Here is a 26,826-nt window from a genome sequence, read left to right on the forward strand (position 1 = left end):
TATTAATGCTTACACACAATACGATTGAGTTGGTAAAACAAAGTGCACCGCTATTGGCTCAGGTCGGTCCCGAGATCACCGCCAAGTTTTATCATAGCATGTTCAATCAACACCCAGAGTTAAAAGGGGTATTCAACCAATCCCATCAGGCTTCGGGAAAACAGCCGTTGGCACTATTTACAGCATTAGCGGCCTATGCCAATTACATTGATCAACCAGAAGTGCTCAGTGACGCCATTTTACGTATCAACCATAAGCACGTTAGCCTTGGGATTTTACCTGAGCAATACGCTATTGTTGGCCGGCATTTAATTGCAACGCTCAAAGCCGAGTTCAGCGAGCAATTCACAGACGAAATAGAGCAAGCTTGGCTTAATGCCTACCAGTTTTTAGCCGATTTATTTATCACCGCAGAGCATGGCCTGTACCAAACCGCGCTTGAGCAGCAAGGTGGGTGGCAAGGAACGCGTGAATTTACAATTGAAAAGGTGATAAGCAATACTGAAAATATTAAAAGCTTTTATCTCAAGCCTGTCGACGGTAAAGCCTTGCCTCATTACCAAGCTGGACAATTTGTTTCTGTCTTTGTACCAAAAGAAGTGGTAGGGTTTCAGCAGATCCGCCAATACTCTTTGTCTGCTGCGCCCAATGGTTCGTACCTTAGGATCTCTACTAAACACGACGGTGCCGTATCGCAATATCTTCATACACTTAAGGCGGGCGACACCCTCAAGCTCACTCCACCAGCTGGAGACTTTGTCAGACAACACACAGCCAGTCCAAAGGTATACATTAGCGCTGGGGTTGGAATAACCCCTATGCTTTGCATGCTTGGTGTTCATAGCCAACATTCACCTGAAGTCGAAGCACACTTTTTACACGCGAATAAAACTCACAGTGACTTAGGTTTCAACCAAGAAATCAATGAGCTTGGTAGCAATATCCGAGATTTTAATGTGGTTACTTGGTTGGAGTCAGAAGCCGACGGTACGCATTCCGGACTGATGGATATCAACGTAATCAAAGATACTTTGCCGCTAACAGACGGAGAGTTCTACCTATGCGGCCCGGTTGCCTTTATGCGCTTTATCAAAACCCAACTGATGAATGCCGGTGTAAAAGCCGAGCAAATCTTCTATGAGGTATTTGGCCCTCACGAAAACCTTCCAAACTAACGGCTTAAATTTGGCGTCCTGATACTGTTGGTATTAGCCGGCGCCTTATATTTTGCTCTAAAAAAATCGCTAGACTGGGTGAATGAATACTACTGGTATTAGCCGGAATCTTATATTTTGCTCTGAATTAAAAAATCGGTAGACTTGGAGAATAAATACTATTGGTATAAAAGCGTACTTGAAGGACAACAATATGAGCGCAATTTCTAGTATCTTAGTCGTCTGCATGGGTAATATCTGCCGCTCTCCAACTATGGAGGCGGTATTAAAGCACAAACTCGCAGCAACAGAGTTAACAACCCGTATCGATTCCGCTGGCACCATTGGCTATCATCAAGGTAACCCTCCAGATCCACGCAGTGTCACGGCAGGCAGCGCAAGAGGGTACGACTTTTCAGGCATATCAGCGCAGCAAGTAAAACCCAGCGATTTTGAAGATTACGACTTACTTTTGTGCGCAGACAACTCAAATTACCGCGATCTACTCTCTATTTGTCCTACCGGCTTGGCGCATAAAGTTCAGCTGTTTTTAGCGTTTGGTGACATGAGTGAGCATGAAGTGCCTGATCCTTATTATGGTGGTGAACAAGGTTTTGAACATGTGCTTGATTTAATCGAAGCCGCCAGCGAAAACATCATTAACAAAATTCGCTTATCGACAAGGTAAAATTAACTCGCTGGATCGGTACCAAACAAAGGGGTAAAAAGACCTTTTTTAGAGGCACCGCTATTGTTAGATTTAGACTTAGAATTTCCGTTCGAGAAATTAGCTCAGGACTTACAAACCACAGGCATTAGTATTTTGCCAAATTTCGTCAGTCCCGACATTTTATCCAAGTTGGAATTGAGAATAGCAGAGCTAAGCAGTGATGATTTTAAGCAAGCTGGAATTGGTCGTTTAGCCTCTCACGAGCAAAATAAGAAAATTCGCAGAGATAAAATTCACTGGCTAGATAGCAGCAATGAGTTGGAATCTGTTTGGCTCAACTACATGGGCGAGCTAAAAGCCTATTTAAACAGACGGCTGTTTATGGGACTCTTTAGTTATGAAAGCCACTTTGCCATTTATCCTCCAGGGGCGTTTTACAAAAAGCATATGGACGCCTTTAAGGGAAAGACCAACCGAATTTTGACCACGGTATTGTACTTAAATCAGTCTTGGGCACCAGACAATGGCGGCGAACTAGTCGTTTTCAATCCCGATAATCACGACGAAATACTCACTACGGTGCTGCCCAGTTATGGCACGCTAGTTACCTTTTTAAGTGATGAATTCCCTCATGAAGTACTGGTTGCCAACGAAAAGCGCTATTCAATTGCAGGGTGGTTTAGGGTTAACGCCAGCATTAATCATTCGATTGATCCACCAAAATAATTGATGTTCTCAGTCTTAAGTTTATTATCCTGAGTTAAACTCAGGGTAATTTGTTCGGTAACCTAATTTCGACGCACAAACCTTTACCTTCGCGATTATAGAGGCTGATTTTACCGTTGTGTGCTTCAACAATTTCTCTGCACAGCGCTAAACCAAGCCCAGTTCCTGACGCTTTGGTAGAATAAAATGGAATTAAGGCGTTAGCCATCACAGTGTCACTCATGCCTTCGCCTCTATCGAGCACCCATATATAAACCTCGTCGTTACGCTGCTCAGATTGAACGCGGATTTCCTCTATCTTTGAGCCAGACTCGGTCGCATTCTTTATCAAATTAATGAGTAACTGTTCTAACTGTGTCGTGTCTGCCTGTAATTGCATTTGATTAAGCTGATACTGGAATGACCAATGGCTTTGCAGTCGCGCACACAAAACCTGCAAATTCACAGGTTCAATGTTTGGCAGAGGAAGTTTGGCGAACTTACCATAACCCTGAACAAACTCGCTAAGGTGCACAATGCGCTCTTCTATCGTCGCAAATACTCGACTTAGCCTAGGTTCATCCACGCGTTCAGCCAAGATCTGTCCGCTGTGCAGCATAGATGAAATAGGCCCTAACGAGTTGTTTAACTCATGACTAATGATGCGGATCACTTTCTTCCAAACTTGCACTTCTTGGCGGCTCAACTCTCGAGTGAATTGCTTAAAAATATATAATTTGTGAAAGTGGTTGTTGAGTAATAACTCACCGTTGGCGAGATGCCACATTTGCGACTCTCCAATGCTACTTTGTATTGAGAACAAGCCATCAAGTTGGTTGCTTGCTGCTTGCTGAAGTTCATCGGGGACTTCGGATAACAATTTACTAAAACGCTCACCCTCAAGGCGGTGCTCACAGTTAAAAAACGTTTTTGCACTATTGTTAGCAAATACCACCACATCTTGTGAGTCGACAAGGACAAGTACCTGAGGTGACGACTCAAGCACTTTATCTAGCATCAACTCACGCTGATAAATCCATTGTTTTTCATCTCTTAACTGTTTTGCCGTTTCATTGAATAATTGACACAACCTACCGAGCTCATTGTTAGCGTTATAGGTGATTGACGTAGAAAATTCGCCATCCTTAAAGTTCATCAGGCCGACTTCTAACGCCTCCCACCCCGCTTTGTTTTCACGCATTAATAGTCTATGTAGCACTAGTGCTACACTGACGGAGCCCAGTACTATTACAATGAAACCGCTGTGGTCATCGAGAAAGAACCATAAAGGAATCAGGCCAATAATAATACTGATGGCAATGATCAATGCATGTTGCTGCGAGGTCGTCATTATTGTCCTTAATATTCAATGCCAAACTTTTGCAAGCGACGATAAAGCGCTTGTCTACTCATGTTAAAATGTCGCGCCACTTTCGCAATCACACCGAGATGAGTCTTGAGCGCCTGCTCCAATTCTTCTTTACTGGGTTCTCGTGTGGTATGCGAGGCGCTAACTTGTGCTGTATTTGCCTGCACATCAAGACCAAAATCCTTGGCACTGAGCTCGCCATCTGGATTCAATACTGCCGCCCGTTTACAGGCATTTTCAAGCTCCCGTACGTTACCAGGCCAAGGGTGTTCACATAATGCTTGCTGGGCATCCGAAGTAAGCCCTCTTGCGGGTAAAAAATGCGCGACCAAAGGTAAAATATCATCCACTCGCTGTGACAACGCGGGTAGGTTTAGCTCGATGACATTTAAGCGATAATATAGATCCTCACGGAATTTCCCCCCTCGAATATCCGCTAGCAGATCCGCGTTTGTTGCTGAGATGACACGGACCGATACTTTTTTTGTCTCGACTGAACCCAGCCTCTCAAATTCGCCACTTTGCAAAACACGTAGCAATTTTGTTTGCCCTGGGAGAGGTAAATTACCAATCTCATCCAAAAATAACGTGCCTTTATCAGCGGCTTCAAAGCGACCAATACGCTGCTTATTCGCACCGGTATAAGCACCGCTCTCAGCACCAAATAGCTCAGCTTCGATTAAGTCACTTGGGAGCGCGCCTGCATTCACTTTGACAAACGGTTGGTTTTTTAGTGGTGAATTCGCTTGAATGATCTCCGCAATTTTTTCTTTACCGCTACCATTTGGACCGGTTATTAACACCGACACATCTGATTTGGCGACTTGCAGCGCCATATCTATAACTCGCTGCATGGCCACCGATTTATACACAAACCCGCATAAATCCGCGCCTTGATTAAACTGTTGGCGTTCTTGTTCAGCCCGTTCAAAGTTTGCAACTTGCTTATGTGCCTCACCAAGCGCGACGAGATTTGCGATTGTGGTGAGTAACTTTTGGTCGTCCCACGGCTTGGCTAGATAGTCTGCAGCTCCAGCTTTTACCAACTCAACCGCCATGGTGAGCTCAGTCCAAGCCGTTAATAAGATAATAGGGAGTTTTGCATTTAGTGCTTTTAATTGGTGAAAAAGCGCAGCCCCCTCCTCTCCTGAGGTGGTGTCTGCACTAAAGTTCATATCTTGGATAACTAGTGCAATTTGCTGAAACGATACCACTTTAATTGCTTCTAACGGTGAGCACGCGGTAACTACTTGATAATCATGCAGCTCTAGTAACAATGACAGTGCATCAAGCACCGCAGGGTTATCATCCACAATTAAGATTTTATCCATATGATTTTATTCTTGTTATTACATATTGCCACTTACCTATACTAGCACAACTAATACAAGGCAAGTTAAAGTAATACCAACTAGGTTGCTCACACAACCTAGTTGGTATAAGGGTTATACACTTCTTGTTGCGATACTCGGTGAAATGTTCGCCGCCTTTTTAGCAGGAAAAATAACTGACGCGATACAGAGCACGATAAGCCCAAGCGCCGTTATCAAAATATAGCTTACTTCTAGCGGTGGCACTGAATACAAAGACATTAGCTTTTGTCCTAGGAAAACCGTAGCCACTGTGCCAAGTACTAAGCCAATTGCACAAACAATGAGGTTTTCTACCACAAAGTAACGAACAATTGCAGACTTACGCGCCCCCAAAGCTCTGCGAGTACCAATCTGTTTAGTGCGTTTACTAATATTAAACTGAGTAAGACCAAATATTCCCAGCGCCGTCACGACGACTAATGCTGTGATTAGCACTAGCAACATTCTTAGCATCAATATGTCTTTAGAGTTGTACCTTTCCTTTACTTCATCAAGCCCTTTCATATTGGTGATCACTCTATTTGGATTTTCTTGAAGCAGCACCGACTCTATTTTTTTCATTACTTCGCCACGCAAACTCGGATCTGTGCGAACTAAGAAATCTTGAAATCCATTCGCATTGACCATGGGAAAAATAATTAAGCGATCAGCATTTCTAAAACGTGGCCAAGCATTAGTCATACGCTCAACAATCCCTACGACTTTTAACGGGCCGCCACCATAATAAATCGTTTCTCCCAATCCTTTACCCTTACCAAATATCTCGTCCGTAAACGCCTTACTGGCAATAACAACATCTGGTTGCTTAGCGTATTCACTTGAGATCAGGACATCACCAGATGTGAAATCACGGCCTTCTATCAATTTTACGCCCAAGGTACGGATCACTTGTTCATTGGCGTATAAATGCCCCGAGTTTGTATGTTTACCATCGTCTTCTGGGGTTAAGCTGAATCCCGAATTGCTACCTCCTCCTGAAAGCGGAACCGAACTCACTCCCACAGCTTCTATAACACCTGGGATCTTTTTTAGTATTCTCTCATCAACGATAAGCTGCTGGTTTGCATCTACCTTGTCGTCAAACGACATGACACTGAAGGTGATTATCGACTCTTCTGGATAGCCAGTTGGCTTGTTGAGATAGCTGACGCGCTCACTAATAATGGACAGCGAATTGCTGACAATTGCCAACGTCAAGGCAAGTTGTAGGATGGCAAGTACGGCACCAACTTTAGAGCGCAATAACGCATTGATAATGGGTTTTAATTCCAACATGGGACTCTCCTTATTGCCTTATTGCACTTTTAGATAAGTAGCAGGTGATGTTTTACACACTATCCAAGCTGGGTAAAGCCCTGCAAGAATACAAGTCACAATAGCGATGCTCGGCGCTGCTAACAGCATAGAGACATCCATCGTTGCAAGACTTTCGTATACATGGCTAGTTTTGCGGATCCCCCATAAGCCAAGCTGAGCAAAAACTATCCCTATCACTCCCCCATAAAACCAAGCAACGCCACTTCAACTAAGTGTTGGTAAAACACTTGCGTTTTACTTGCACCAAGCGCTCTTCTTACGCCAACATCAGGGGCACGTTTAAGAAATTTCGCTAGTAACAATCCGAGAATATTGGCTAAGCAAACGGCAAGGAACATAAAACTTAAACCAATCATGACTTTGTTATCTTCACTAACCACATTATTGTACTCAAGCCATTCAGTGACATTTCGAAGTGAAAACTCTCGTGTTTTACGGTTAAATCTTCCCAAATCTTGTTGGGTTTGGATGTAATTATCCAGTTGTGTTGCTAACGCTTGTTGTTCTTTTTCGTTCTCTAATTCAACCCAAAACTGAGTCCAAAGCATTTCTGAATTCATTTTGTCCGTGAAGTTGTTAATCTCTTCCCTCTTCCAGCCATTCGTATTACCCCAAGTGTCAATCTCATAAGCTGCAGCATGACTGAAGGGAATGAAGATACGCTCGGCATCAGCAAACGCGCCATTGTTTAAGTCATACATTTTGACGTTTGGCTGCCACTCCTTAGTTACCCCTACTACTTGATATCTTCGCTGCGCCAAATAAATACTTTCTCCAACCACATCACTGCGGCCAAATAACTTTTGTGCGATAGTTTCGTCAATTACAACCACTGGTGCAGCATTGTCGGCTTGGCTTTGGCTCCACACTCCACCATACAAAAAACTCAACTCAAACATGGCAAAAAACTCTCGGGTGATTAGCCGTGTCGTTTGCAGCATGGGCCTCACTTCGGGGTTGCTTACATGAACCGCAAAACCGGATTTAAACATCGCGACTTTTTTGTCGACGTTTAGCGTTTGATACAGGTTTTTCGCATCTAAAAATGTCAACTGAAAGGGAATATCATCAGCTGAATGATAGGTTTGCCCCTCATCCATCACTTGTAGCTGTACAGCATAGAGTTTGCCACTTTTGCTTGGAATTGGATCGGCGGACATCATGTGATACACGGATAAACTCACCATAGTGACGCCAATACCAATGGCGATAGCCAGCGTCATTAGACTAGTCGCAAGCGGCGTGGCTTTTAGGCTACGCCAAGCTAAATCAAGGTAATGCGCAAACATAACTTAAGCTCCCACCTGAGATTTCAACGCTTGTGAAGCCGCACCTTTACCTTGATACAAAGTAAAATCCGCAACCTGTCCATCTACAATTTGGATGTTTCTTGGTGTACGCCTTGCGAGCTCCGGGTCGTGGGTAACCATTACTATCGTTGCGCCGTCACGGTTAATTTGTTCTAGTAACTCCATCACCTGACGCGCCATTAAACTATCTAAATTCCCCGTTGGTTCATCGGCGAGTAAAAAGCGTGGCTCACCAGCAAGCGCTCTTGCAATCGCCACACGCTGCTGCTGTCCACCGGACAACTGTTGTGGCAAATGTTTTGCACGGCCAGCAAGGCCAACTTGCTCTAGACAGTTTTCAATTCTGCGCTTGCGCTCAGCCGCCTTGATACCACGATAACGTAGTGGCACTTCAACATTTTCGTACAAGTTTAAATCTGGGATAAGGTTAAAACCTTGAAAAATAAAGCCGATTTTTTGGTTTCGCAGATCAGCTCTTTGGTTGTCATTAAGCTTACCAACATCAATTCCATCTAGCATATATTGACCACTAGAGTACCCTTCTAGCATCCCAGCAATATTTAAGAAGGTTGTTTTACCTGAGCCTGAAGGGCCTGTTACCGCGATAAACTCTCCTTCATTTACTTGCAGGTTAAAATCTCTGAGTGCGTGTGTTTGCACCATATCAGTTTGGTATACTTTGCCGATATTATTCATAATTAACATTATTATTTTCCTTCTTATCTTAATAAGATGCTGGGCGCACGTTCGAATGCGTCGTAACTACTGATGATGATTTGATCGCCTTGCTTTAAGCCATTAAGCACTTCAACTTCACTGATGCTTGAGGTACCGGTAGTGATCTCAATTCGCTCAGCGATATCACCACTTAGTTTGTAAGCGATGTGCCCACCTTCACTCATAAAAGCACCACGTTTAACCATTAAGGTGTTTTCTTTGTGTTCTAGTAAAATTCGAGCAGACAAACGTTGATTTTGTCTAATGCCATCAATGTTTTCGTCCGAAAAGCGTACTCGAGTGGTGACTTCACGGTTATTTACTTCTGGAGAAATCGCAGATAACACGCCAGAAATATTTTGGTTGCCAATCCTGAGCTCGACGGCCATCCCGAGCCCAAGCTCTGCCGCATAACTTTCAGGAACCTGAAGCTCCGCTTCATAAGCACTTAGGTCAACGAGTTTCATCAGCCCTTGATTGGCGTTCACAAGCGCATTCTGATCAACTAATAAATTACCGACTATGCCTGAAACCGGCGCAATCACATCTAAGCTTGCAACTTGACGTTTTAATTCTTCAACAATTAAACGTTGCCGCTCAAGCTGATTCTCAACAGATTTAAGTTCAAAAGCCAAGGTATCTTTGCCTAGCGCAACTTCTTGCTCTGCATGATTGAAGTTTAATTTTGCCCGCGCAAGGTCGTCTTGCGCTTCTTCTAAATCAATTTGGCTGATGAGGTTTTTTTGGATAGACAACTGAGCACGTCGGTCTTCTCTATCTGCCGCTAATAGTTCGACGCGAGCGAGATCTAAGGAGCGATTTAACGCCAAGTTTTGACGTCTAACATCTAACTTTTTCCCTTCAAGCTCACCACTCAGTCTTTGCAGCTCCGCTTCTTCTTGTTGGAGCTGGTTGGTTAAAGTTGGACTTTTAACCGTGGCTAGTACTTCACCTTGAGTCACGCTATCACCCGCTTTGACCTGTAAAGAGACATAACCCTGCTCCGGACTATAAATTTGTGGTGCATTTGCAGCAACGACAAAACCTGTGGCGGCAATATCGCGGGTAAACTCACCGAAAGTCACGGCTGCAATTTGCACTCTATCTTTGGCCACGGAGCTACTAGCATTTGGCCCACCAAACACGACCTGTGCGGTAAGTGCTGCAATAATTACAACACCCGCTATTACAAGACCAAGCTTCTTTTTGGATTTACTAGTTTGGAGCACTTCATCTTGTCCGCTTGTGTCTTTAATCATAATGATTCTCCTCGAATTAACGAGTCAAATACCGCCACGACCGTTGCTACAGCCAACATCATCAAGGGTGAAATTAAAAAAGCAGTACTTAACCACATAACGTATCTTCTTTATTAGTTTGTATGCAGTAAAAGAGGCTAACTTTGTGCCAAAACTTAAGTCGTTGATTATATTTATTTATTTCATTTTAGAAGAGGATGAAATGTGTCCGCGGACGGAAAAAGTGTCCGCAACGGACACAATAAGAAATCTGAAACCGTTACGAGGGAATATTCCCTTATTTATGGACAATAGTTTCGCAACTGTTTAAATTAACAGGAAATTATAATTATAAGGTAAGTTAATGAACGTTAAGCCACTTGCTCTTGCTATCACGGCAAGTTTGTTCACTCTTTCAGGATGTTCTACTTCTAATCTCCAAAAACAAGATATTACAGTTCAGCCAGCAACCGATGTCCCTGATCATGCCAACTCGTCTTTTCACGTGGATTTTGAGAAGTTCACTTTAGATAACGGCTTAGATGTTGTTTTTCATATTGATAAATCCGATCCCGTCGTTGCCGTCACCCTTGCTGCACATGTTGGCTCTGCACGTGAAAAGGTAGGCAAAACTGGATTTGCTCACTTATTCGAGCATTTATTATTTTTAGAGTCTGAAAATTTAGGTAAAGGTGGGCTAGACAAGCTAAGTGCTCGAGTGGGAGGCTCTGGTGCAAACGGCTCAACTAACCGAGATATCACGAATTACATGCAAACGGTACCCAATGATGCACTGGAAAAGATGATTTGGGCTGAGGCCGATAAACTGGGCTATTTCATCAACACCGTAACAATCCCCGTTCTTCAACAAGAAAAAGAAGTAGTAAAGAACGAAAAGCGTCAGCGCGTCACTAACCAACCTTACGGTCATGTATTTGATGTAATTACAAAAAATTTGTATCCAGTCGATCACCCATACAACTGGCTGCCATTAGGCTCCCTTGAAGACCTAGCTAGCGCTACGGTCGAAGACGTCAAAGACTTCTATAAACGGTGGTATGGACCGAATAATGTTACGTTAGTTATTTCTGGAGACTTTGATAGTAACCAGGCAAAAGCTTGGGTCGAGAAATATTTTAACGATATTCCAAGAGGACCGGAAGTTTCACCCCAACCGAAGCAACCCATCGTGTTGACGAGCAGCAAAAAACGCTATCATGAAGATAGTTTTGCGCAAGTTCCTCAGTTAACACAAGCTTGGCCTTCTATGCCGCGTTTTCACCGAGATAGCTATGCGATGGATGTGCTAATTAAGCTGTTAACTGATGGCAACCAAGCGCCTGTAACCAATGAGCTCGTTGAGAAGCAGAAATTAAGCTCTGGTTTAATGCTACTTGATATCCGCTCTGAATTAGCTGGCGAGTTACTCATGATGATAACCGCCTATGACGGTGTCGATTTAGATCAAGTTGAGCAAGCGATTGAAATTGGGCTAAAGCGCTTCGAAACAGAAGCATTTTCACAAGACGATCTTCATCGTGTAAAAGTGGGTATAGAAACTGAGTATTATCGGAATCTATCAAGTGTTGTAAATAAAGGCGTCGCGCTTGCCGATTACAATTTGCTGCTAAATGATCCTGGATACATTAATAAAGAAATTGACTTGATGCGTGCAGTCAGCGCAGACGATATCTGGCGTGTTTATAACACATACCTAAAGAATAAGCCTTTTGTTTCAACTAGTTTTGTACCTAAAGGTAGTAAAAAACTCGCTGTTGACACCGCCCAAAAGGCAGTGATTAAAGAAGAGCAGATCAACCTTGAAGACATCAGCGAACTCGATACAGCCAAGCCACTCCAGATTAGCAAAACACCATCTAGCTTTGATCGTTCCATTGAACCCGAGTTTGGAAAAACTCCGGTAATACCAACGCCAGATGTAAAAACAGCTCAGTTAAAAAATGGACTAGAGGTTTTTTCGTTATACAGTGACGAAGTGCCATTGGTTGAAATAAAACTTACTATTGATGGTGCATTGTTACTCGAGTCGCCAGATAAAAATGGTACCGCTAACTTAGTTGCAAATATGCTGACCCGGGGGACAGCGACAAAATCAGCTGAAGAGTTAAACAATGAGATTAGACAGCTAGGCTCAACTATCACAGTAACAGCAGAGCGCGAGCAAATAGTGCTAAAAGCAAGTACTCTGGCACGTAATTATGAAGCCACAATGGCATTAATTGGTGAAATACTGACTCAACCGAGGTGGGATTTAACTGAATTTGAACTTGCTAAACAAACGGTTACCGGGCAACTACAACAATCATCAGCAGATCCCGAAGCCATCGCCCAAAAAGAGCTATACAAGCTTACATATCCAAGACATCACCCGTTGGCAAATAATACACTGGGCACAGAAGAAAGTATCTCGAAGATAACAATTGATGACCTAAAAACCTACCATCAAAAAAATATAGCCCCACAATTGGCAAAATTATATGTAGCAGGTGCTGTCAAACATGCAAATATTCAAAAGTCTCTTGAGCAGCTAATTGACCACTGGCCCGCATCAAAAGCAACACTTCCTCTTTTACCTGAGCCAAATGCGCTTAATTCTGCAGCAATATATTTTTATGATATTCCGCAGGCAAAGCAATCGACACTACTAATTGCTCATCCGTCACTTAAAGCAAATCACACTGACTACTTTAACGCAACAGCGATGAATTACATCCTTGGCGGTGGTGGGTTTTCTTCTCGCCTTGTTCAGGATCTAAGAGCAGACAAAGGTTATACCTATCATATACGCTCAAAATTTGACGCTACACCAGTCTCTTCAATGTTTGAAATAAAATCTAACGTCCGAAGCAATGTCACTTTGGAGTCTCTGGAGTTAGTAAAACAAATCGTCGAAGAGTACGGGAACACGTATACTTTAACCGATTTAACAACGACAAAAAATTACTATTTAAAAAGTAATGCCAGACGCTTTGAAACCTTAACAGCAAAAGTTAAAGTACTTGAGCAAATTGGGTCTCTGAATTTGGCAAACAACTTTATGCAGCAGCGCAACGAACAAATCGAAAGCCTGGGAGTTGATGACATGAAGGGACTTGCCAAGCAGTATATTCATCCGAATAAACTAATATATATCGTGGTTGGAGATGCAAAAACGCAAGCTAATCGCCTAACGGCGCTAGGACTTGGCGAAGTGATAAGACTCAATTAACTTTGGTAAAATAACAAAGTAATAAAGCATGATAAGTGTGAGCGCAGAGGAAGCGCTGATAGCACTTATCATGCTAACTTTAGCATCGAAGGTAAAGTAGAGAGTACACTAGCAATCAGATTAAGGGTAGAGTGATGGCTGCTTTGGTACCTTTACCAATCACTGACGTTAAAGATAGTTCACCACCGTGAGATTTAATGATATTAGATGCAATCGTTAACCCAAGTCCTACGTGTTTTTCTGAGGCTTTAGTGGTATAAAACGGATCAAATACTTTATGCACCAACTTATCCGCAATCCCTTCACCACAATCGAAGATATCGATAGAGAGCGTTTTACTCTCAACTTTCGTGGTGATTTTAATGGCCTTGCGCATTCTACCGGTACTTTCTAAGGCGTTCTTTATGAGGCAATAAATACCGTGTTCTAGAAGTGCAGGGGCACAGTGCAATTCAAACCGTTCTCCTTTTTCAAATTCAATCAGGCTCAAGTTTGTACCATCCAACTCCAAATTAATCATCACAGAGTCCATAATTTGAGAATAGAATTCTACTTGCTGAAACTGGGTTTGATTGCTTTCAAAAAACACACTCAGCTCTTTAACAATCAATTGAATTCTGTCGAGTCCCGAGTGCATTTCTGCCATCACATCATCACTTTCACTCAAGGCCCAGTTTAGTTGATACTCTTTTTCCAATTCACTCAGCGATTTTGCACATTCAGGAGAGAGTTGCGAATTATTTGCCAAAAATTGCCAAGCTCGATACAACTTAACCAACGAACTTTGTACAAACTCTAAGTTACTTTTTAAGTACGCAAGCGGATTATTAATTTCATGGGCGACACCTGCAGCAAACTGCCCTACCGATGCGAGCTTTTCTGATTGGATCAAGGCTTGCTGCTGCTCAGCAATACGGTTATATGCCTCTCTTAAGGCATCATTTGACGATTCAAGTTCATGAGTGCGCTGCTTGACCTTTTCTTCCAATCCTTCGTTAAGTTTGGTTAGTTCATCGGTCAACAACTCAAGTCGATTTAAATCTCGGTAAGAGCGTAGCGAGCTGGTTAACATAGTGAAAAGACGAGATTTTGTGAGGTCAGTTTTATTTTTATAGTCATTAATATCATAGCGTAGCATGACTTCATGTTCCGGCACACTGCCGGGCTGGCCAGTGCGCAGTACTATTCTTACGTTATGATAGCCAAGTTCTTCACGTATGTATTGCGCACATTCTAAGCCCGCTTCTTCACTTTCCATGATGACGTCGAGTAAAATTAATGCAACGTCATCTCGATTGCTTAAGATATCAATCGCTTCTTTTTTGCTATAGGCATGAAGCAACTCGAGCGGTTTTAATTCAAACCGATAAGCCGTTAACACAAGTTTAGTCACATCGTGAACTTCAGGTTCATCATCGACAATCAACACCACCCAAGGAGATGCAGACTCGTCTAGGTTTTGTTCATCAGGCTCTGAAACGTTTAAGAATGATAATGGCTGCTGCTGACTCATTAAAATGACACCCTTACTCCTATTTCTTAAGGATGGTACAAATCCACAGGTTTACCAAATTATTCGAACCAGAAAATAGTATAAATTTAGCGTTATGGTAGGAAAAAATACTGAGTGACGATAGAACGGGATCTGTACTGTTAAGAAGCCACTCTTCGCAGTACATCAGGTTTAAATATACTTATGCGTTTAGCGCATCCTTATAGTGTTTTCTACAAAGAGAAACATATCTATCGTTACCACCAATCACAACTTGATCGCCATCCGCAATGGCCTTGCCATGCTCATCGGTGCGAAGCACTCGGTTTGCTTTACGACCACAGTGACAGATGGTTTTTAGCTCAATCAATTTATCTGCCCACGCCAGTAAATATTGTGAGCCCTCAAACAGCTCACCACGAAAGTCAGTTCTCAGACCATAGCATAATACCGGGATCCGCAACTCATCGACGATATCCGTCAGCTCTGCGACTTGAGCTTTTGTTAGAAACTGGCACTCATCTACCAATACGCAGTCAATTTTACTCTCGGTGTGGGCAGACATCAGCAGTGCTTTCACATCTGTTTGGCTTTCAAAAACTTGCGCCTCAGCTTCTAAGCCGATACGCGACGCTACTTTGCCCACACCAGCACGGTTATCAATTGCAGCAGTGATAATAAACGGGCGCATGCCTCGCTCTCGGTAGTTAAATGCCGACTGCAATAAAGTTGTAGATTTACCGGCATTCATTGCCGAATAGTAAAAATAAAGCTGGGCCATAATAGATATTTCGAAATAAAAATTCGCGCTAGTTTACTGGCTAACGATTAAAAGATCTATTGCTTATCCATTTGGCTGGGTTGTGAACGCAAATACTCACTATATAAGGTGTCGAGGTTAATAAGCTGACTTGCACGCCACACTTTCCAGCTTAATTCAGGGTGCTGCTGATAAAACTGCTCAGAAAATGCCATAAAACCAAACGACGTTTCTATCGGTGGAAAAACCGCTTCCAAGTGGTTAAAGGGAGGCGATAATGTGATTGGCATATTACCGATTTGGCAAAGGCCAATGGTCGCATCTAGTAATTCATTTTCAACCAGTGCAATAGCATGCTCCAACGAGTCGGTTTCGAATATGGAAAAATGCTTGGGCATACTTTCTCGAATAGCATACCCACGAGGTACTGCGAGTTCTATTTCTTTGCTCAGATTTAATGTTGCTTTGTTAGTTTTGCTTTTGAGTAAACAAGTGCTGATCCGATTAATTGCATATTGCTGTGCAATAGTGCCATCGGGATTCTTTGGATACGCCATTTGCTCTTCTCTGGATGCTCGGTGACTTGCCACCACAGCATCAACTTTGCCATTTTCCAGCTCATGCAAGCAACGGCTCCATGGCTTTCGAGTGTAAGTGAAGTTCACCTCTTTTACGTGCTCGTCAAGCTGTTGCACTATCTGGATCGTGACGCCTGGATTTGCCGATGGCACAGTTTGTCCTGCACCATGGATAAAGGGTGGAGCATGTTTATCTTCATAACAAAAGCGAACCTCTGTTGCCATACAGGCCCACGAAGTAAAAACGCAAAAAGCAATAAATAGCAGTCTCAACATTCACTCCAAACATGTAGTAAATCGAAATAACAACGATTAACCACTAGTATACTCTATTTTTTGAAGCTCACTCCCTCATGTTGTAACAACCACTCTTTCGCTTCAAGTCCGCCAGCATATCCTGTTAGTTTGCCATTTGCACCAATAATGCGATGACAAGGCACTATGATACTAATTGGATTTTTGCCGTTAGCAGCGCCAACAGCACGGACAGCATTTTTGTTACCTAAGCGCTCAGCTATCCAACCATAGCTATGCGTTTCACCAAATGGTACTTGTGCCAACACCTGCCAGACTTGCTTTTGAAAGTGCGTACCATCCACATCAAGTACCACATCAAAGCGTTGGCGTTTGCCAGCAAAGTATTCTGTTAACTGTTTTTTTGCCATTTCTGTATGCCGATTTTCCCCTTGCTCATAACGCGTCTTTGGAAAAAAACCAACATATCGTAAACCATTATTGGATGCTTGTATTATCCACTCTCCAGTGGGCGAGGCTAATGTAGTTTCAATCATAATTGTTGCCATAGTTGAAAAGTTAAATAAGAACGAAAAGGAGCACACTTTTCGATATCTATTGTTTTTAAGGATTTTTCCATTGCCTTTTTGACACCCAAATCACCACCCAAGTATATGTCTGGGTGACTCAATCCGCGCATTTTTGCATAGTCGACAGTCCAAGGGCCTATCCCTTTAATCTTTAACCAGTCATCAAGTTCAACATGTTCCGAACCAACATATTGCTCAGCGAAAGCTTTAATAGCCGCTTTTCTCCGCTCAGGCATTTTGAAAAAGGCGAGATCACTATCAAATACGGCCTTAGGCTTAGGGAAGTAACGCATGCCATCTTCAGCTACCTCACCAAGTGTTTCAACCAATAAAGCAAGTAAGTTTCTCGCCGCTTGAACACTGATTTGTTGACCTAAAATAGCTCTCATTCCCGCTTCAAACTCACTCCAGATCCCAGGTAATCTGAGTCCCTCTTGTAGCGGCAAATCAGGTGCGGCTTCATGAAGGTGAGACTCAATAAAACAGGTATCCGCATCCAAATCTAACACACGCCTGATCTGCGCAATCATCGGAACTAACAAGGATAAATCGCTGAGCGCGATAACCACTTTAAAGCGATGTTTTTCAGGCTCAATAGTCGCGGTGAAGCGCCCTGTTTCCCCTTCTATCATCACGGTTCGCCCATAACCGTTTTCTGTTAACCACTCGATACCTGGCACAATTCTCATTGCTAAAAACTGCTGCATTTTATCCCAGTTGTACGGTGGTCGATAAGACAAGTAAATCGCAATGGCTGAGCCACTACCTGCGTCTCTTCTGAGTTGACTTGGTGATAACTGATACAGTTTTTGGAATGCATCATTAAAGCGTCGCAATGAATTAAACCCGGCGGCAAACGCGACTTGCGTGACAGGAAGGTCACTTTGCTGTAATAGCTGCTTAGCTAAGTCACATTGCTTATAAAGTGCATATTGTTTGGGGCTGGTGCCAAAATATTGATTGAATACTTTATTTAAATAACGGACCGAAATGCCTAACCTATCGGCTAAGTCTTCTGTCGAATGACGTATCAAGGCCCCCTCGTCGATTAACTTTTTGGCTCTGACTGCGGTTGTTTCCGTGCCAAGCCATGCATAACTACCCGGTGCGCTGTCAGGGCGGCAGCGAATACAAGGTCTAAAGCCAGCTTGCGCTGCATTGTGGGCAAATTGAAAATACTCAACATTTTTTTCTTTTGCAGCAGGTGCTGGACATATTGGCCGACAATAAATGCCGGTGCTCTTTACCGCAACAAAAAACAACCCATCAAATCTAGCATCGCGACTATTTCTAGCTTGAGAACAAACTTCTGGTGTATACATGACTTTCGCTCGTACTTCGTTTTCACTCAGTCTAATAGCTATCACTATAGCAAACTAGCCATTTTTGGTACTCAACCATATTTGGAGTATTCATGAAAAAAGCCCGCTAGGGGCTTTCTAACCTGAGCTTCGGATAACTAATGCCTTTCTAGCAGCCAGTTTTAGCGCTAACTGCGTTGAATTCACTTCCAATAGCCCGCTATTAATGCGTAAATTCGCCTTGCCTACAGGAAGTAGGTACCTTAGCGAGAGCAGGACGCGGAAGCGGTGTTATCCCTAAAACTCTCTGGCTAGACAGAAAGTCATTCAAGATAAATTTTAAAACTATATGTTAGCTCATTACTTACCCAAACCTCAGGTTAAATAACTGAGGAAAAAGTACTAACCTATTGCTTGATTATATCTGCGCTCGACTTCAGACCAATTAATGACGTTGTAAAAAGCCGCGATGTATTCTGGTCGACGATTCTGATATTTGAGGTAATAGGCATGTTCCCACACATCTAAGCCCAATATTGGGGTGTGCTGCTCCATGTAGGGACTATCTTGGTTAAGACTACTCGTCACCGCTAACTTGCCATTTTCATCTACAACTAACCATGCCCAGCCACTGCCAAATCGGCTGACAGCAGCGTTTGTAAATTCAGTTTTAAAGCTATCAAAACCGCCGAATTCACTTTCTATCGCTTGTTTTAACGGCCCATCACACAAAGGCGCAGAATTCGGAGTCATAATTTGCCAGAACAAACTATGGTTATTGTGCCCGCCGACATGTTCTTGCACTGCTTTTTGTAAGGTTTCAGGTAACGTTTTAATGTTTCTCAGCAACGTTTCGGTGTCTTTACCCTCGAACTCCGTCCCCTCTAATGCTGCGTTTGCTTTATTTATATATGTCTGATGATGCAAAGTATGATGGATCTCCATCGTTTTCGCGTCGATATGTGGTTCCAGTGCATCATATACGTACGGTAATTCAGGTAAGGTATAAGCCATTCGACCTCCAAATGTTAATGTAAAACGCGAGAATGCTGGTGCGTTACCAGCATCGCTTCGTTAATTTGATGAATAAGCTCAGGTAAATGAGGATAGCGTGTTGCAAAATGGATCAGCTCTTGTCGAGTTTTATGCAAATGATGTAAGACGGTAGGCGCAAGTTCATTGTTATATTCAAGGTAGGTTGCATGTATCTTCAGATGGATTGAGATAAGTTGCTGGCACGCTCTATTTGGTTGGTCAAGCGCAATAAAGGTATCAGCTAGATTATGTGCGGATACTACGACGGCTGGTAAACTGTGCTCTATGGCACTCATCACGACGCTGTCCTTTTGGCATAATAAAAACTCATCTAAAATACCTGTCGCGAGTGTCAATGCAACCTGATATTCATCACGGGCACGCAGAAATATTTGCGCTTGATATGCTTGATTACCAGAGAGTATTTTAGCTTGCCAAGGTGACAACACTGAAGATAACGCGCAAGCTCCGCTTGCTAAGCGATTTGCACTAAGGTCCATGCGATTTTTCATATTTTACCCTTATACCGAACTAGCTTACTTGTGCAAGCAAACCAGTATGAGCTATTGGAGCACTATATGATCACACAAACATTAATGCAAACTATTTTCATTTGTATTTATTTAATTTCTACACACTGATGTGTTACCAAAGAGTCCTCGGTTAATTCAAGTGTGGTATGCGACAATCCAAACCGCGACTGTAACCCCTCTTTCAACCGCACTAGCGTGCTTTGGTCGCTCAAGGACGTAATGACAACTTGCGCCTCTAAAATATAATCATGCTCATTGAGCTGCCAAACATGAATATGGCTTACTGTCTTAACATTCTCTTGAGTCTCAAGGTATTCCTTAACCTCTTGAATATTCAAATTATCTGGCGTCGCCTGCATGAGAATTCTAATACTACTTTTACTCAGTTCAACACCATGGTAAATCACGTACGCGGAGATCAATACAGTGGCGATAAGATCCACCACATACCATTGATATAAGATGATTAATGTTCCAGCCACGATCACCGCAACGGAAGCCGCAGCATCAGAAACATTATGAATAAATGCCGCACGAATATTTAGGCTGGTTTTTGCACCTGCAGAATAAGTAATAAGTGCTGTGATAACATCGATAACTAACGCCAAGGCCGCGAGCCACACCACTATCCAGCCATCAATTGGCTCTGGATTTAAAAATCGAGAAATCGCCTCGAATAACAGATAAACCCCAACAACGATGAGTGTCGCACTATTAATTAACGCCCCAATTATTTCAGCACGTTGATAGCCATAAGTGAGTTCAAGTGAGGCCGGCTTTCTTGCAACTTTTTGCGCGACTAACGCGATAATAAGCGCACCGGCGTCACTTAAATTATGTAGCGCATCAGCAACCAAAGAGAGACTACCAGAAAGAATGCCACCAACGACCTGCGCGACACTCAGTAGAATATTAACAAATACGGCCCAACCGAGCTTATTTCCATGATGGTGATGATGTGCGTGAGACATACTAAATCCTATTTATTGATCCGAAGAAGGGGCCACTTTCAATGGCCCCCACGGGCATTACGAATTTTTAATTTGCTTTGAGAATAGTGGATAAAGTGCTGGCAATACAAACAAAGTCAGCAAGGTTGACGTTAATAATCCACCAACAATTACACTGGCAAGCGGCCTTTGAATTTCAGCGCCCACTCCTGTCGATAGCAGCATGGGAATAAGTCCCAGCGCTGAGGTTATCGCAGTCATAAGCACGGGTCTAAGCCTTGAAACTGCTCCCTCAAAGACACCCGAATGAAGCAATTCTCCCGCAGCCAATCGCTGGTTTATGCTCTCAACCATGACCACACCATTGAGTACCGCGACACCGAATAAGGTGATAAACCCAACCGAGCTTGGGACCGAGAGATATTGTCCTGAGATATATAAAGAAAATACCCCACCAATGACCGCAAGCGGCACATTCACTAAAATAAGCGCAGCCTGAGCCATTGAACCAAATGCAAAGTAAAGCAAGAGTGCTATTAGCGCCAAAGATAACGGCACCACGATTGCCAAGCGTTTTTGTGCTCGTTGCTGGTTTTCAAATTGACCACCGATTTCAACACCATAACCTGTTGGTAAGTCAACTTTACTATCAATAGCCGCGCGAATATCACTTACTACACTGCCCATATCACGACCTTGCACATTAGCTTGGATCACCACTCGACGTTGAACGTCATCTCGCCTTACTTGCGGTGGACCAGATTGATATTCAACATTCGCAACATCAGCCAACCGGATCCACGCACCTGAACTTGATTGTAAACGTATTTCTTCAATGGTCTGTTTGCTTTGACGGTACTTAGGTGCCAAGCGGACGTAAATATCATAGCGCTCATTACCGTTGATAACCTGCCCCGCTTTACTGCCGCCAATGCCATCTTGCACTAAAGCCATAACGTCCCCGACAGCTAAACCGTAGCGCGATAAGGCTTGACGTTTTGGGGTGATGATCAGCTGTGACTCACCAGCTATTTGCTCAAGTTGTACGCCCTCTGTTCCTTCAACTTGCGCCACGGCAGCCTCAATTTCCTTGCCTTTTTTTGCAAGCACAGCTAAGTCTGGGCCAAACAACTTAATCGCCAACTGCGCTTTAACACCTGAGAGTAATTCATCGACACGCGTCGCAATAGGCTGTGAAAAATTAAACAGTAAGCCGGGATAAGCCGATAGTTTTTGTTCCATCGAAGCTTGTAATTCGTAGCGATTATTTGCGCTTTGCCACTGTGCTACTGGCGCAAGGCCAATATAGATTTCAATGTTATTTACCGGTTCAGGATCGCCACCTATCTCCGCTCGACCAATTCTGCTTAGTGCGTAGTTTACTTCAGGAAAAGTGAGCAGCATTTTTTCCAGCTCAGGCGCAACATTAAGCGCGGTTTCAAGACTGGCGGAAGGCGCTAGCGTTACCCTTAGGTTGATGGTGCCTTCTTCAAGCTCTGGGACAAACTCGGTACCAATTTTAGTGAACGTAAAACCGGCCGCCGCCATCAATAATATGACGATTGCCATCAACAACTTTTGCCTATGCAACACTCGATTTAACGTCCAGCGGTAACCTTTTTCTAGCGCGACGAGAATTATACTCTCTCGCGCTTTAACGCCATGTTTAAATAAGTAGGTCGCAAGCGCTGGGACAATGATAAGGGCAACAAATATCGCCGCAACAACAGCCAAAATAATACTGATTGCCATGGGTTGAAATAACTTAGCTTCAACTCCTTCAAAACTAAATAACGGGGTGAATACCACTAAGATAATACTGGCAGCAAAAAAGATTGGCCTTGCCACTTCCTTTCCTGCGAGCTCAACAATGAGTCCTACAGAAAAGTCATCACTTTCCTTTTGCTTTGTTAGGTGCTTAAAGATGTTTTCTACCATCACCACTGAGCCGTCAACTAACATCCCTATCGCGACTGCGATACCGCCTAGCGACATTAAGTTGGCCGAGACGCCAAGCCACGCCATAACCACAAGTGCAATGGCAATTGAAATAGGAATTGAAATGAGCACCAGAAAAGTTGCTCTCAGGTTCATTAAAAACAGCGCGAGCACCACAACGATAAAAATAAATGCCAGTGCCAAGGCTTCAACGACAGTTTGTACTGCTTTGCTGATCAAATCAGACTGATCGTAAAACGGCTCAAACCTTACCCCTTCGGGTAGCGCTTTATTAATAAGTTCCACGCGGTTGTTAATGCTATCAATGGTTGCTTTGGTGTTTGCTCCCATTCGCTTTAGCACTATGCCTGTTACGACTTCACCGAGCTGTTCCACTCCACCAGAGGCGCTTTTTCTAGACATCGTGATAGCGCCTTGACGGATTTCTCCACCAATCGATACAGTAGCAACCTGAGCCACAGTCACGACCGTGCCATCAATGGTTTTGACGGGCACGTTGGCAATCTCCTGGATCCCCTTCTCCCCACTTTGAAACCAGCCAGTTCCGCGGATCACCAATTGCTCTTGACCGCGCTCTAAATACCAGCCGCCGACATTTTGGTTATTACGCTCGATGGCACTCACCACATCTTGCTGAGTGAGCGCATAAGCCAATAGCTTATTTGGGTCGATATTGACTTGATACTGGCGCACATCGCCGCCAAAGGCCAATACATCAGTTACTCCGTCAATTGGCATAATTAACAGCTTGACCACCCAGTCATTGAGACTACGCAAGGCCATTGCATCATATTCAGAGTTCGGCTCGCTCATCAGCATATATTGAAATACTTGACCAAGCCCTGAGGTATTTGGCCCCATTTCCGGCGTACCCACACCACTTGGGATCAACTCCTTTGCAGCTTGGAGGCGCTCAAATACCAACTGTCTGGCAAAATAGATATCGGTGCCTTCCTTAAATACCACCGTAACGCCAGATAGACCTGTTTTAGAAATTGAACGCACTTGCTGCACATCAGGCAAGGCATACATCACAGCCTCAATTGGATAAGTGATTAACTGCTCAACCTCTTCCGCTGCCAGTCCCGGCGCTTCAGTATTCACCGCAACCTGCACATTCGTTACATCGGGAAACGCATCTAAGTTGAGTTTTGGAATAGTCACGCTAGCAGTTGCCGTGATAACGAGTAAAAAAAGAATAATTAGAAGGCGATTGTTTACAGACCAATCGATAATTCGATTAAACATGATGAGGCTCCCCTTAATGGTTATGCGGATCGAAGCCTGATTTGGCTTGCTCTGACGCAATAAAGAACGCCCCGGTTACGGCCACGCGCTCACCCACAGCCAAACCGATAACTTCAACCTGAGTGCCAAAATCTTCACCTAAAGTCACTTCTTTGGGATGGAACTCGCCGGGCGCTTCTTCGATGTACACCACCCAATCACCGTCAGGACCACGACTTAACGCGTCTGCAGGTAACGCAATGGTTGGCTCTTTTGACGGTATGATAAAGTTGACGTTAACAAACATCCCTGCGTGTAGCTTGTCGTCACTATTTTCAACCAATAGGCGGATCTGTCTGGTTCGAGTAATGGGGTCGATTGTATGCGCTGCTTGGATAACTCGAGCCGCATATTGCTGATCTTCTATGCCAATCAATGCTTTAGAGTTAACCGCTAACGAAAGTTGAGAGTTCGGTTGTAAACGGGCTTCCACCCATAGCTCGCTTTCATCAGTGATTGCCATTAAAGTTGTGCCAGAAGCAACATGCTGGCCCTGAGTAAAGGCATCTTGAGTCACCACCCCCTCGCGCTCAGCAACGAGCGTATATTGGCCAAGTTCACTGGCGGGCTTAGTGGCTATTTCTTTGATCTCCTTTTCTGTTACTCCAAGTGCCAACAACTTTGAATAAGCCGAACTAAAATCGGCACTTGCTTGAACGCGTTCACGCTCACTGATGGTTTCTTTGCTTAAGCGTTTAACTCTATCCCATTCTGTTGAAGCGACCAAATATTGCGCTTGGGCCTGCGCCATTGCCTCTGAGAATAAGGTGATAAGTGGGTCGTTAACATTAACCATAGAGCCAAGTGTAGTGTGTCGCTTTAACACGATTGAATCGGCTCTTGGCGATACTAAATAGCTGGTATAACCATTGGCTTTTACTTCTCCAGGTGCAAAATAAAAGCGCTCATGGCTTTCCAACTTGACTTCTTTGGTCTGAATTCCGGCAAAACGCATTTGTTGCTGCGTTAGTACGATGGCATTTTCTTCCTCTTCATGTTCTTCATGACCATCGCCAGCATATGCTAGCGAGCTAAAAAGCGCGTTCACCGCGAAATAGATGGAGAAAATTTTAAAGTTTGTCATTCGATACTCTTTTACTCAAGAACGTAAGTTGACGTTCAAAACCGTTAGCTTGTGTAGCGAATTGCACCAAGCATTGCTTTTACAGTGCCAATTCGTAAACAAGAATGCGCTTCTCAAGCAGACGAGATTTATCTGTAATCAACGTCATCAGCTAAGAAGGAGTAATACCAATCAGGGTTAAAGTAGCTCATTTACTTAATACAATTGGTATAAACGGAGTGGGCAATATCACTGAAAGCAAAACACATAAGCATAGAAAACAGGTCTAGTTGTTTGCTCACTAACACGAATTTGCGCTAAGTTGGGTTTATCAATTTACGCATTAACCTAAACAAGTTAAATTGAGTTCACGCCTTCAATGATAACCGCGACTTAAGCGATCGGTGGACGATGTGCTTGCTCTACAAAAGCACGCACTTTAGTATCTGATTGAGGATAAATTTCGCTATTTGGTCGCATTTCAAAGGGGATAAAAGATTTTAAAATCACTAAATTCAAATGCGTCCCACTGCAATGGCCACAGTGGTGGCAATCTTTTGTGTGATGGTCGCTGGAGTCTGCTTGCGCATCTTCAGCATGGTCGTGAGTATGTTGGAGGTGAGACACTTCGATTTGATGGAAGCTAGATTCAGACGCGAACACACTCACAGCTTGCACCGAAAGTAAGAGCATCACAAAAATCAAAACTAGCTTATTCAAATCTACATTTCTCTTTAAAACAAAAGATCGTTGTCAATTTACCACCTGCACTTGTTCTGTCAATAGTAGCGCTAAGCTTTAAGTCTTATTTTTTGCTGTCATTACTGATCCTACTCAAAATGAAATAACAATAATTTGCATTGTTAGGCCAAAACATCAACTTAAATGCGAATTATAATCAATATATAACACCATGTTTTATAAAGATTTTTCATTGACACATCACATAAATCCGTTAGACTAGCCGCATATTCACAGTTTGAGGTAACAGCATGCAAGGTAAACAAAAAGTCATCGACGCATTCAATAAGCTATTAGCCAATGAGCTTGCAGCTATCGATCAATATTTCATCCATTCACGTATGTACGAAGATTGGGGGTTGAGCAAACTATACCAACGCCTTGAGCACGAACGTGAAGAAGAAACCACGCATGCAGATTGGTTGATCAAACGCATTCTTTTCTTGGAAGGGGTACCTAACATGACAAAACGTCGTGATCTACTCATCGGCCAAGATGTTAAGTCCATGATGGAAAACGACCTAAAACTAGAGCTTGAAGTTGTCGAATGCGTTAAAGAAGCAATCAAAATCTGTGAAGAAGAGCAAGATTACCAATCTCGAGAAACGCTTGAAAAGCTGTTGTTTGATACAGAAGAAGATCATGTTTACTGGCTAGAGCAGCAAATTCGCCTGATTGATCTTATCGGTGCTCCGAATTATATCCAATCTCAGCTTTAATATTAAGGACTCGACAAATGAAAGGTGATAGAGAAGTAATCGGAGCGCTTAATAAAGTTTTGGCCAATGAGTTGGTAGGTATCAACCAATACTTTTTGCACGCACGTATGTTTAAAGACTTCGGTTTTAGCCAGTTAGACAAAGCGGATTATAAAGTCTCAATACAAAAAATGAAAAACGCTGACCGCCTTATCGAGCGAATTTTGTTCTTGGAAGGCCTTCCTAACTTACAAGATTTAGGTCGTTTAAAAATTGGTGAAAACAGCGCTGAGATGATTGATTGCAATATGGCATTTGAGCAAGCGTCTTTGGTCGACCTCCAAGCAGCAATTAAATTGTGTGAAGAAAAGCAAGATTACATCAGCCGTGAAGCGTTAGATAAAATCCAAAACGAGCAAGAAGAGCAAATTGACTGGCTTGAAACTCAGCAACATCTAATTAAGGTGATGGGAATAGAAAACTACTTACAGTCTCAACTATAAGTATTTAATCGAGGTTGCGT

22 protein-coding genes and 1 pseudogene are annotated in these 26,826 nt (G+C 43.2%); 6 read left to right on the forward strand and 17 right to left on the reverse strand.

Annotated features, from left to right (window positions below; translation table 11 throughout):
* Positions 1-5 precede the first annotated feature (5 nt).
* The 3 genes from hmpA to GSF13_RS01825 all read left to right on the forward strand — a co-directional run bounded on the left by hmpA (position 6) and on the right by GSF13_RS01825 (position 2,550).
* Positions 6-1,175: an NO-inducible flavohemoprotein gene (hmpA, locus tag GSF13_RS01815; RefSeq protein ID WP_211865812.1), complete on the forward strand. Its 1,170-nt coding sequence runs from the start codon at positions 6-8 to the stop codon at positions 1,173-1,175.
* 193 nt (positions 1,176-1,368) lie between these two features.
* Entirely contained in the window at positions 1,369-1,842 is a 474-nt protein-coding gene (locus GSF13_RS01820; RefSeq protein ID WP_102058596.1) for a low molecular weight protein-tyrosine-phosphatase, read from the forward strand.
* 63 nt (positions 1,843-1,905) lie between these two features.
* Positions 1,906-2,550, forward strand: coding sequence for a 2OG-Fe(II) oxygenase (locus GSF13_RS01825; RefSeq protein ID WP_010607526.1), 645 nt, complete (start codon positions 1,906-1,908; stop codon positions 2,548-2,550).
* 40 nt (positions 2,551-2,590) lie between these two features.
* Here GSF13_RS01825 and GSF13_RS01830 read toward each other — a convergent pair whose 3' ends face one another.
* The 6 genes and pseudogenes from GSF13_RS01830 to GSF13_RS01855 form a co-directional block, all read right to left on the reverse strand.
* Positions 2,591-3,880: an ATP-binding protein gene (locus GSF13_RS01830; protein ID WP_211865814.1), complete on the reverse strand. Its 1,290-nt coding sequence runs from the start codon at positions 3,878-3,880 to the stop codon at positions 2,591-2,593.
* Positions 3,881-3,888: 8 nt separating this feature from the next.
* The gene (locus GSF13_RS01835) at positions 3,889-5,229 is read right to left on the reverse strand and encodes a sigma-54 dependent transcriptional regulator (protein WP_174170712.1); all 1,341 of its coding nucleotides are present in this window, start codon (positions 5,227-5,229) and stop codon (positions 3,889-3,891) included.
* 114 nt (positions 5,230-5,343) lie between these two features.
* Entirely contained in the window at positions 5,344-6,546 is a 1,203-nt protein-coding gene (locus GSF13_RS01840) for an FtsX-like permease family protein (protein WP_211865816.1), read from the reverse strand.
* Between the two features lie 18 nt (positions 6,547-6,564).
* Positions 6,565-7,877, reverse strand: a pseudogene (locus GSF13_RS01845) (ABC transporter permease).
* 3 nt (positions 7,878-7,880) lie between these two features.
* The gene (locus GSF13_RS01850; protein WP_010607521.1) at positions 7,881-8,603 is read right to left on the reverse strand and encodes an ABC transporter ATP-binding protein; all 723 of its coding nucleotides are present in this window, start codon (positions 8,601-8,603) and stop codon (positions 7,881-7,883) included.
* 14 nt (positions 8,604-8,617) lie between these two features.
* Positions 8,618-9,874, reverse strand: a complete 1,257-nt coding sequence (locus tag GSF13_RS01855) for an HlyD family efflux transporter periplasmic adaptor subunit (protein ID WP_088532372.1) — start codon at positions 9,872-9,874, stop codon at positions 8,618-8,620.
* Between the two features lie 343 nt (positions 9,875-10,217).
* On the opposite strand from GSF13_RS01855, the gene GSF13_RS01860 reads away from it, so the two are divergent.
* Entirely contained in the window at positions 10,218-13,082 is a 2,865-nt protein-coding gene (locus GSF13_RS01860; protein WP_211865818.1) for a pitrilysin family protein, read from the forward strand.
* Positions 13,083-13,197: 115 nt separating this feature from the next.
* On the opposite strand, the gene GSF13_RS01865 is transcribed toward GSF13_RS01860, so the two are convergent.
* From GSF13_RS01865 to GSF13_RS01915, 11 genes are all read right to left on the reverse strand, one after another.
* A complete protein-coding gene (locus GSF13_RS01865) occupies positions 13,198-14,595 on the reverse strand; it encodes an ATP-binding protein (protein WP_010607518.1) in 1,398 nt (465 codons plus the stop codon).
* 181 nt (positions 14,596-14,776) lie between these two features.
* Complete coding sequence (locus GSF13_RS01870; protein WP_010607517.1) at positions 14,777-15,355, reverse strand: thymidine kinase; 579 nt, start codon at positions 15,353-15,355, stop codon at positions 14,777-14,779.
* Positions 15,356-15,411: 56 nt separating this feature from the next.
* Entirely contained in the window at positions 15,412-16,137 is a 726-nt protein-coding gene (locus GSF13_RS01875) for a transporter substrate-binding domain-containing protein (RefSeq protein ID WP_227387831.1), read from the reverse strand.
* A 104-nt stretch (positions 16,138-16,241) separates the two neighbouring features.
* Positions 16,242-16,703, reverse strand: coding sequence for a methylated-DNA--[protein]-cysteine S-methyltransferase (locus tag GSF13_RS01880; RefSeq protein ID WP_174170708.1), 462 nt, complete (start codon positions 16,701-16,703; stop codon positions 16,242-16,244).
* Positions 16,700-18,058 carry an AlkA N-terminal domain-containing protein gene (locus GSF13_RS01885; protein WP_174170707.1) on the reverse strand — a complete coding sequence of 453 codons (1,359 nt, stop codon included), beginning with the start codon at positions 18,056-18,058 and terminating at the stop codon, positions 16,700-16,702. Before GSF13_RS01885 ends, GSF13_RS01880 begins: the two co-directional genes overlap by 4 nt.
* Before the next feature lie 381 nt (positions 18,059-18,439).
* Positions 18,440-19,051 (reverse strand): superoxide dismutase, encoded by a 612-nt coding sequence (locus GSF13_RS01890; RefSeq protein WP_174170706.1) that lies wholly within the window; start codon positions 19,049-19,051, stop codon positions 18,440-18,442.
* A 14-nt stretch (positions 19,052-19,065) separates the two neighbouring features.
* Entirely contained in the window at positions 19,066-19,584 is a 519-nt protein-coding gene (locus GSF13_RS01895) for a hypothetical protein (protein WP_010607512.1), read from the reverse strand.
* Between the two features lie 107 nt (positions 19,585-19,691).
* The gene (locus tag GSF13_RS01900) at positions 19,692-20,576 is read right to left on the reverse strand and encodes a cation diffusion facilitator family transporter (RefSeq protein WP_174170705.1); all 885 of its coding nucleotides are present in this window, start codon (positions 20,574-20,576) and stop codon (positions 19,692-19,694) included.
* A gap of 57 nt (positions 20,577-20,633) precedes the next feature.
* Positions 20,634-23,762 (reverse strand): CusA/CzcA family heavy metal efflux RND transporter, encoded by a 3,129-nt coding sequence (locus GSF13_RS01905; protein WP_211865822.1) that lies wholly within the window; start codon positions 23,760-23,762, stop codon positions 20,634-20,636.
* 13 nt (positions 23,763-23,775) lie between these two features.
* The gene (locus tag GSF13_RS01910; RefSeq protein ID WP_211865824.1) at positions 23,776-24,885 is read right to left on the reverse strand and encodes an efflux RND transporter periplasmic adaptor subunit; all 1,110 of its coding nucleotides are present in this window, start codon (positions 24,883-24,885) and stop codon (positions 23,776-23,778) included.
* 372 nt (positions 24,886-25,257) lie between these two features.
* The gene (locus tag GSF13_RS01915) at positions 25,258-25,584 is read right to left on the reverse strand and encodes a DUF2946 family protein (RefSeq protein WP_174170702.1); all 327 of its coding nucleotides are present in this window, start codon (positions 25,582-25,584) and stop codon (positions 25,258-25,260) included.
* A gap of 272 nt (positions 25,585-25,856) precedes the next feature.
* On the opposite strand from GSF13_RS01915, the gene bfr (GSF13_RS01920) reads away from it, so the two are divergent.
* On the forward strand, positions 25,857-26,324 hold the full coding sequence (bfr, locus tag GSF13_RS01920) for a bacterioferritin (protein ID WP_010607507.1): 468 nt from the start codon (positions 25,857-25,859) through the stop codon (positions 26,322-26,324).
* A gap of 17 nt (positions 26,325-26,341) precedes the next feature.
* Positions 26,342-26,806 (forward strand): bacterioferritin, encoded by a 465-nt coding sequence (gene bfr / locus GSF13_RS01925; protein ID WP_102058584.1) that lies wholly within the window; start codon positions 26,342-26,344, stop codon positions 26,804-26,806.
* The last annotated feature ends 20 nt before the right edge of the window (positions 26,807-26,826 follow it).

The organism is Pseudoalteromonas sp. M8, from assembly GCF_018141365.1.
Lineage (GTDB): Bacteria > Pseudomonadota > Gammaproteobacteria > Enterobacterales > Alteromonadaceae > Pseudoalteromonas.

What these genes read in the sequence shown, in the direction of transcription:
- GSF13_RS01860 (WP_211865818.1), top strand. Translation starts at nt 10,218, where the DNA reads ATGAACGTTAAGCCACTTGCTCTTGCTATCACGGCAAGTTTGTTCACT.
- GSF13_RS01905 (WP_211865822.1), bottom strand. Translation starts at nt 23,762, where the DNA reads ATGTTTAATCGAATTATCGATTGGTCTGTAAACAATCGCCTTCTAATT.
- GSF13_RS01885 (WP_174170707.1), bottom strand. Translation starts at nt 18,058, where the DNA reads ATGTATACACCAGAAGTTTGTTCTCAAGCTAGAAATAGTCGCGATGCT.
- GSF13_RS01900 (WP_174170705.1), bottom strand. Translation starts at nt 20,576, where the DNA reads ATGTCTCACGCACATCATCACCATCATGGAAATAAGCTCGGTTGGGCC.
- GSF13_RS01820 (WP_102058596.1), top strand. Translation starts at nt 1,369, where the DNA reads ATGAGCGCAATTTCTAGTATCTTAGTCGTCTGCATGGGTAATATCTGC.
- GSF13_RS01830 (WP_211865814.1), bottom strand. Translation starts at nt 3,880, where the DNA reads ATGACGACCTCGCAGCAACATGCATTGATCATTGCCATCAGTATTATT.
- GSF13_RS01895 (WP_010607512.1), bottom strand. Translation starts at nt 19,584, where the DNA reads ATGAAAAATCGCATGGACCTTAGTGCAAATCGCTTAGCAAGCGGAGCT.
- hmpA (WP_211865812.1), top strand. Translation starts at nt 6, where the DNA reads ATGCTTACACACAATACGATTGAGTTGGTAAAACAAAGTGCACCGCTA.
- GSF13_RS01850 (WP_010607521.1), bottom strand. Translation starts at nt 8,603, where the DNA reads ATGTTAATTATGAATAATATCGGCAAAGTATACCAAACTGATATGGTG.
- GSF13_RS01865 (WP_010607518.1), bottom strand. Translation starts at nt 14,595, where the DNA reads ATGAGTCAGCAGCAGCCATTATCATTCTTAAACGTTTCAGAGCCTGAT.
- GSF13_RS01910 (WP_211865824.1), bottom strand. Translation starts at nt 24,885, where the DNA reads ATGACAAACTTTAAAATTTTCTCCATCTATTTCGCGGTGAACGCGCTT.
- GSF13_RS01880 (WP_174170708.1), bottom strand. Translation starts at nt 16,703, where the DNA reads ATGATTGAAACTACATTAGCCTCGCCCACTGGAGAGTGGATAATACAA.
- GSF13_RS01840 (WP_211865816.1), bottom strand. Translation starts at nt 6,546, where the DNA reads ATGTTGGAATTAAAACCCATTATCAATGCGTTATTGCGCTCTAAAGTT.
- GSF13_RS01890 (WP_174170706.1), bottom strand. Translation starts at nt 19,051, where the DNA reads ATGGCTTATACCTTACCTGAATTACCGTACGTATATGATGCACTGGAA.
- GSF13_RS01875 (WP_227387831.1), bottom strand. Translation starts at nt 16,137, where the DNA reads ATGGCAACAGAGGTTCGCTTTTGTTATGAAGATAAACATGCTCCACCC.
- GSF13_RS01835 (WP_174170712.1), bottom strand. Translation starts at nt 5,229, where the DNA reads ATGGATAAAATCTTAATTGTGGATGATAACCCTGCGGTGCTTGATGCA.
- bfr (WP_102058584.1), top strand. Translation starts at nt 26,342, where the DNA reads ATGAAAGGTGATAGAGAAGTAATCGGAGCGCTTAATAAAGTTTTGGCC.
- bfr (WP_010607507.1), top strand. Translation starts at nt 25,857, where the DNA reads ATGCAAGGTAAACAAAAAGTCATCGACGCATTCAATAAGCTATTAGCC.
- GSF13_RS01855 (WP_088532372.1), bottom strand. Translation starts at nt 9,874, where the DNA reads ATGATTAAAGACACAAGCGGACAAGATGAAGTGCTCCAAACTAGTAAA.
- GSF13_RS01870 (WP_010607517.1), bottom strand. Translation starts at nt 15,355, where the DNA reads ATGGCCCAGCTTTATTTTTACTATTCGGCAATGAATGCCGGTAAATCT.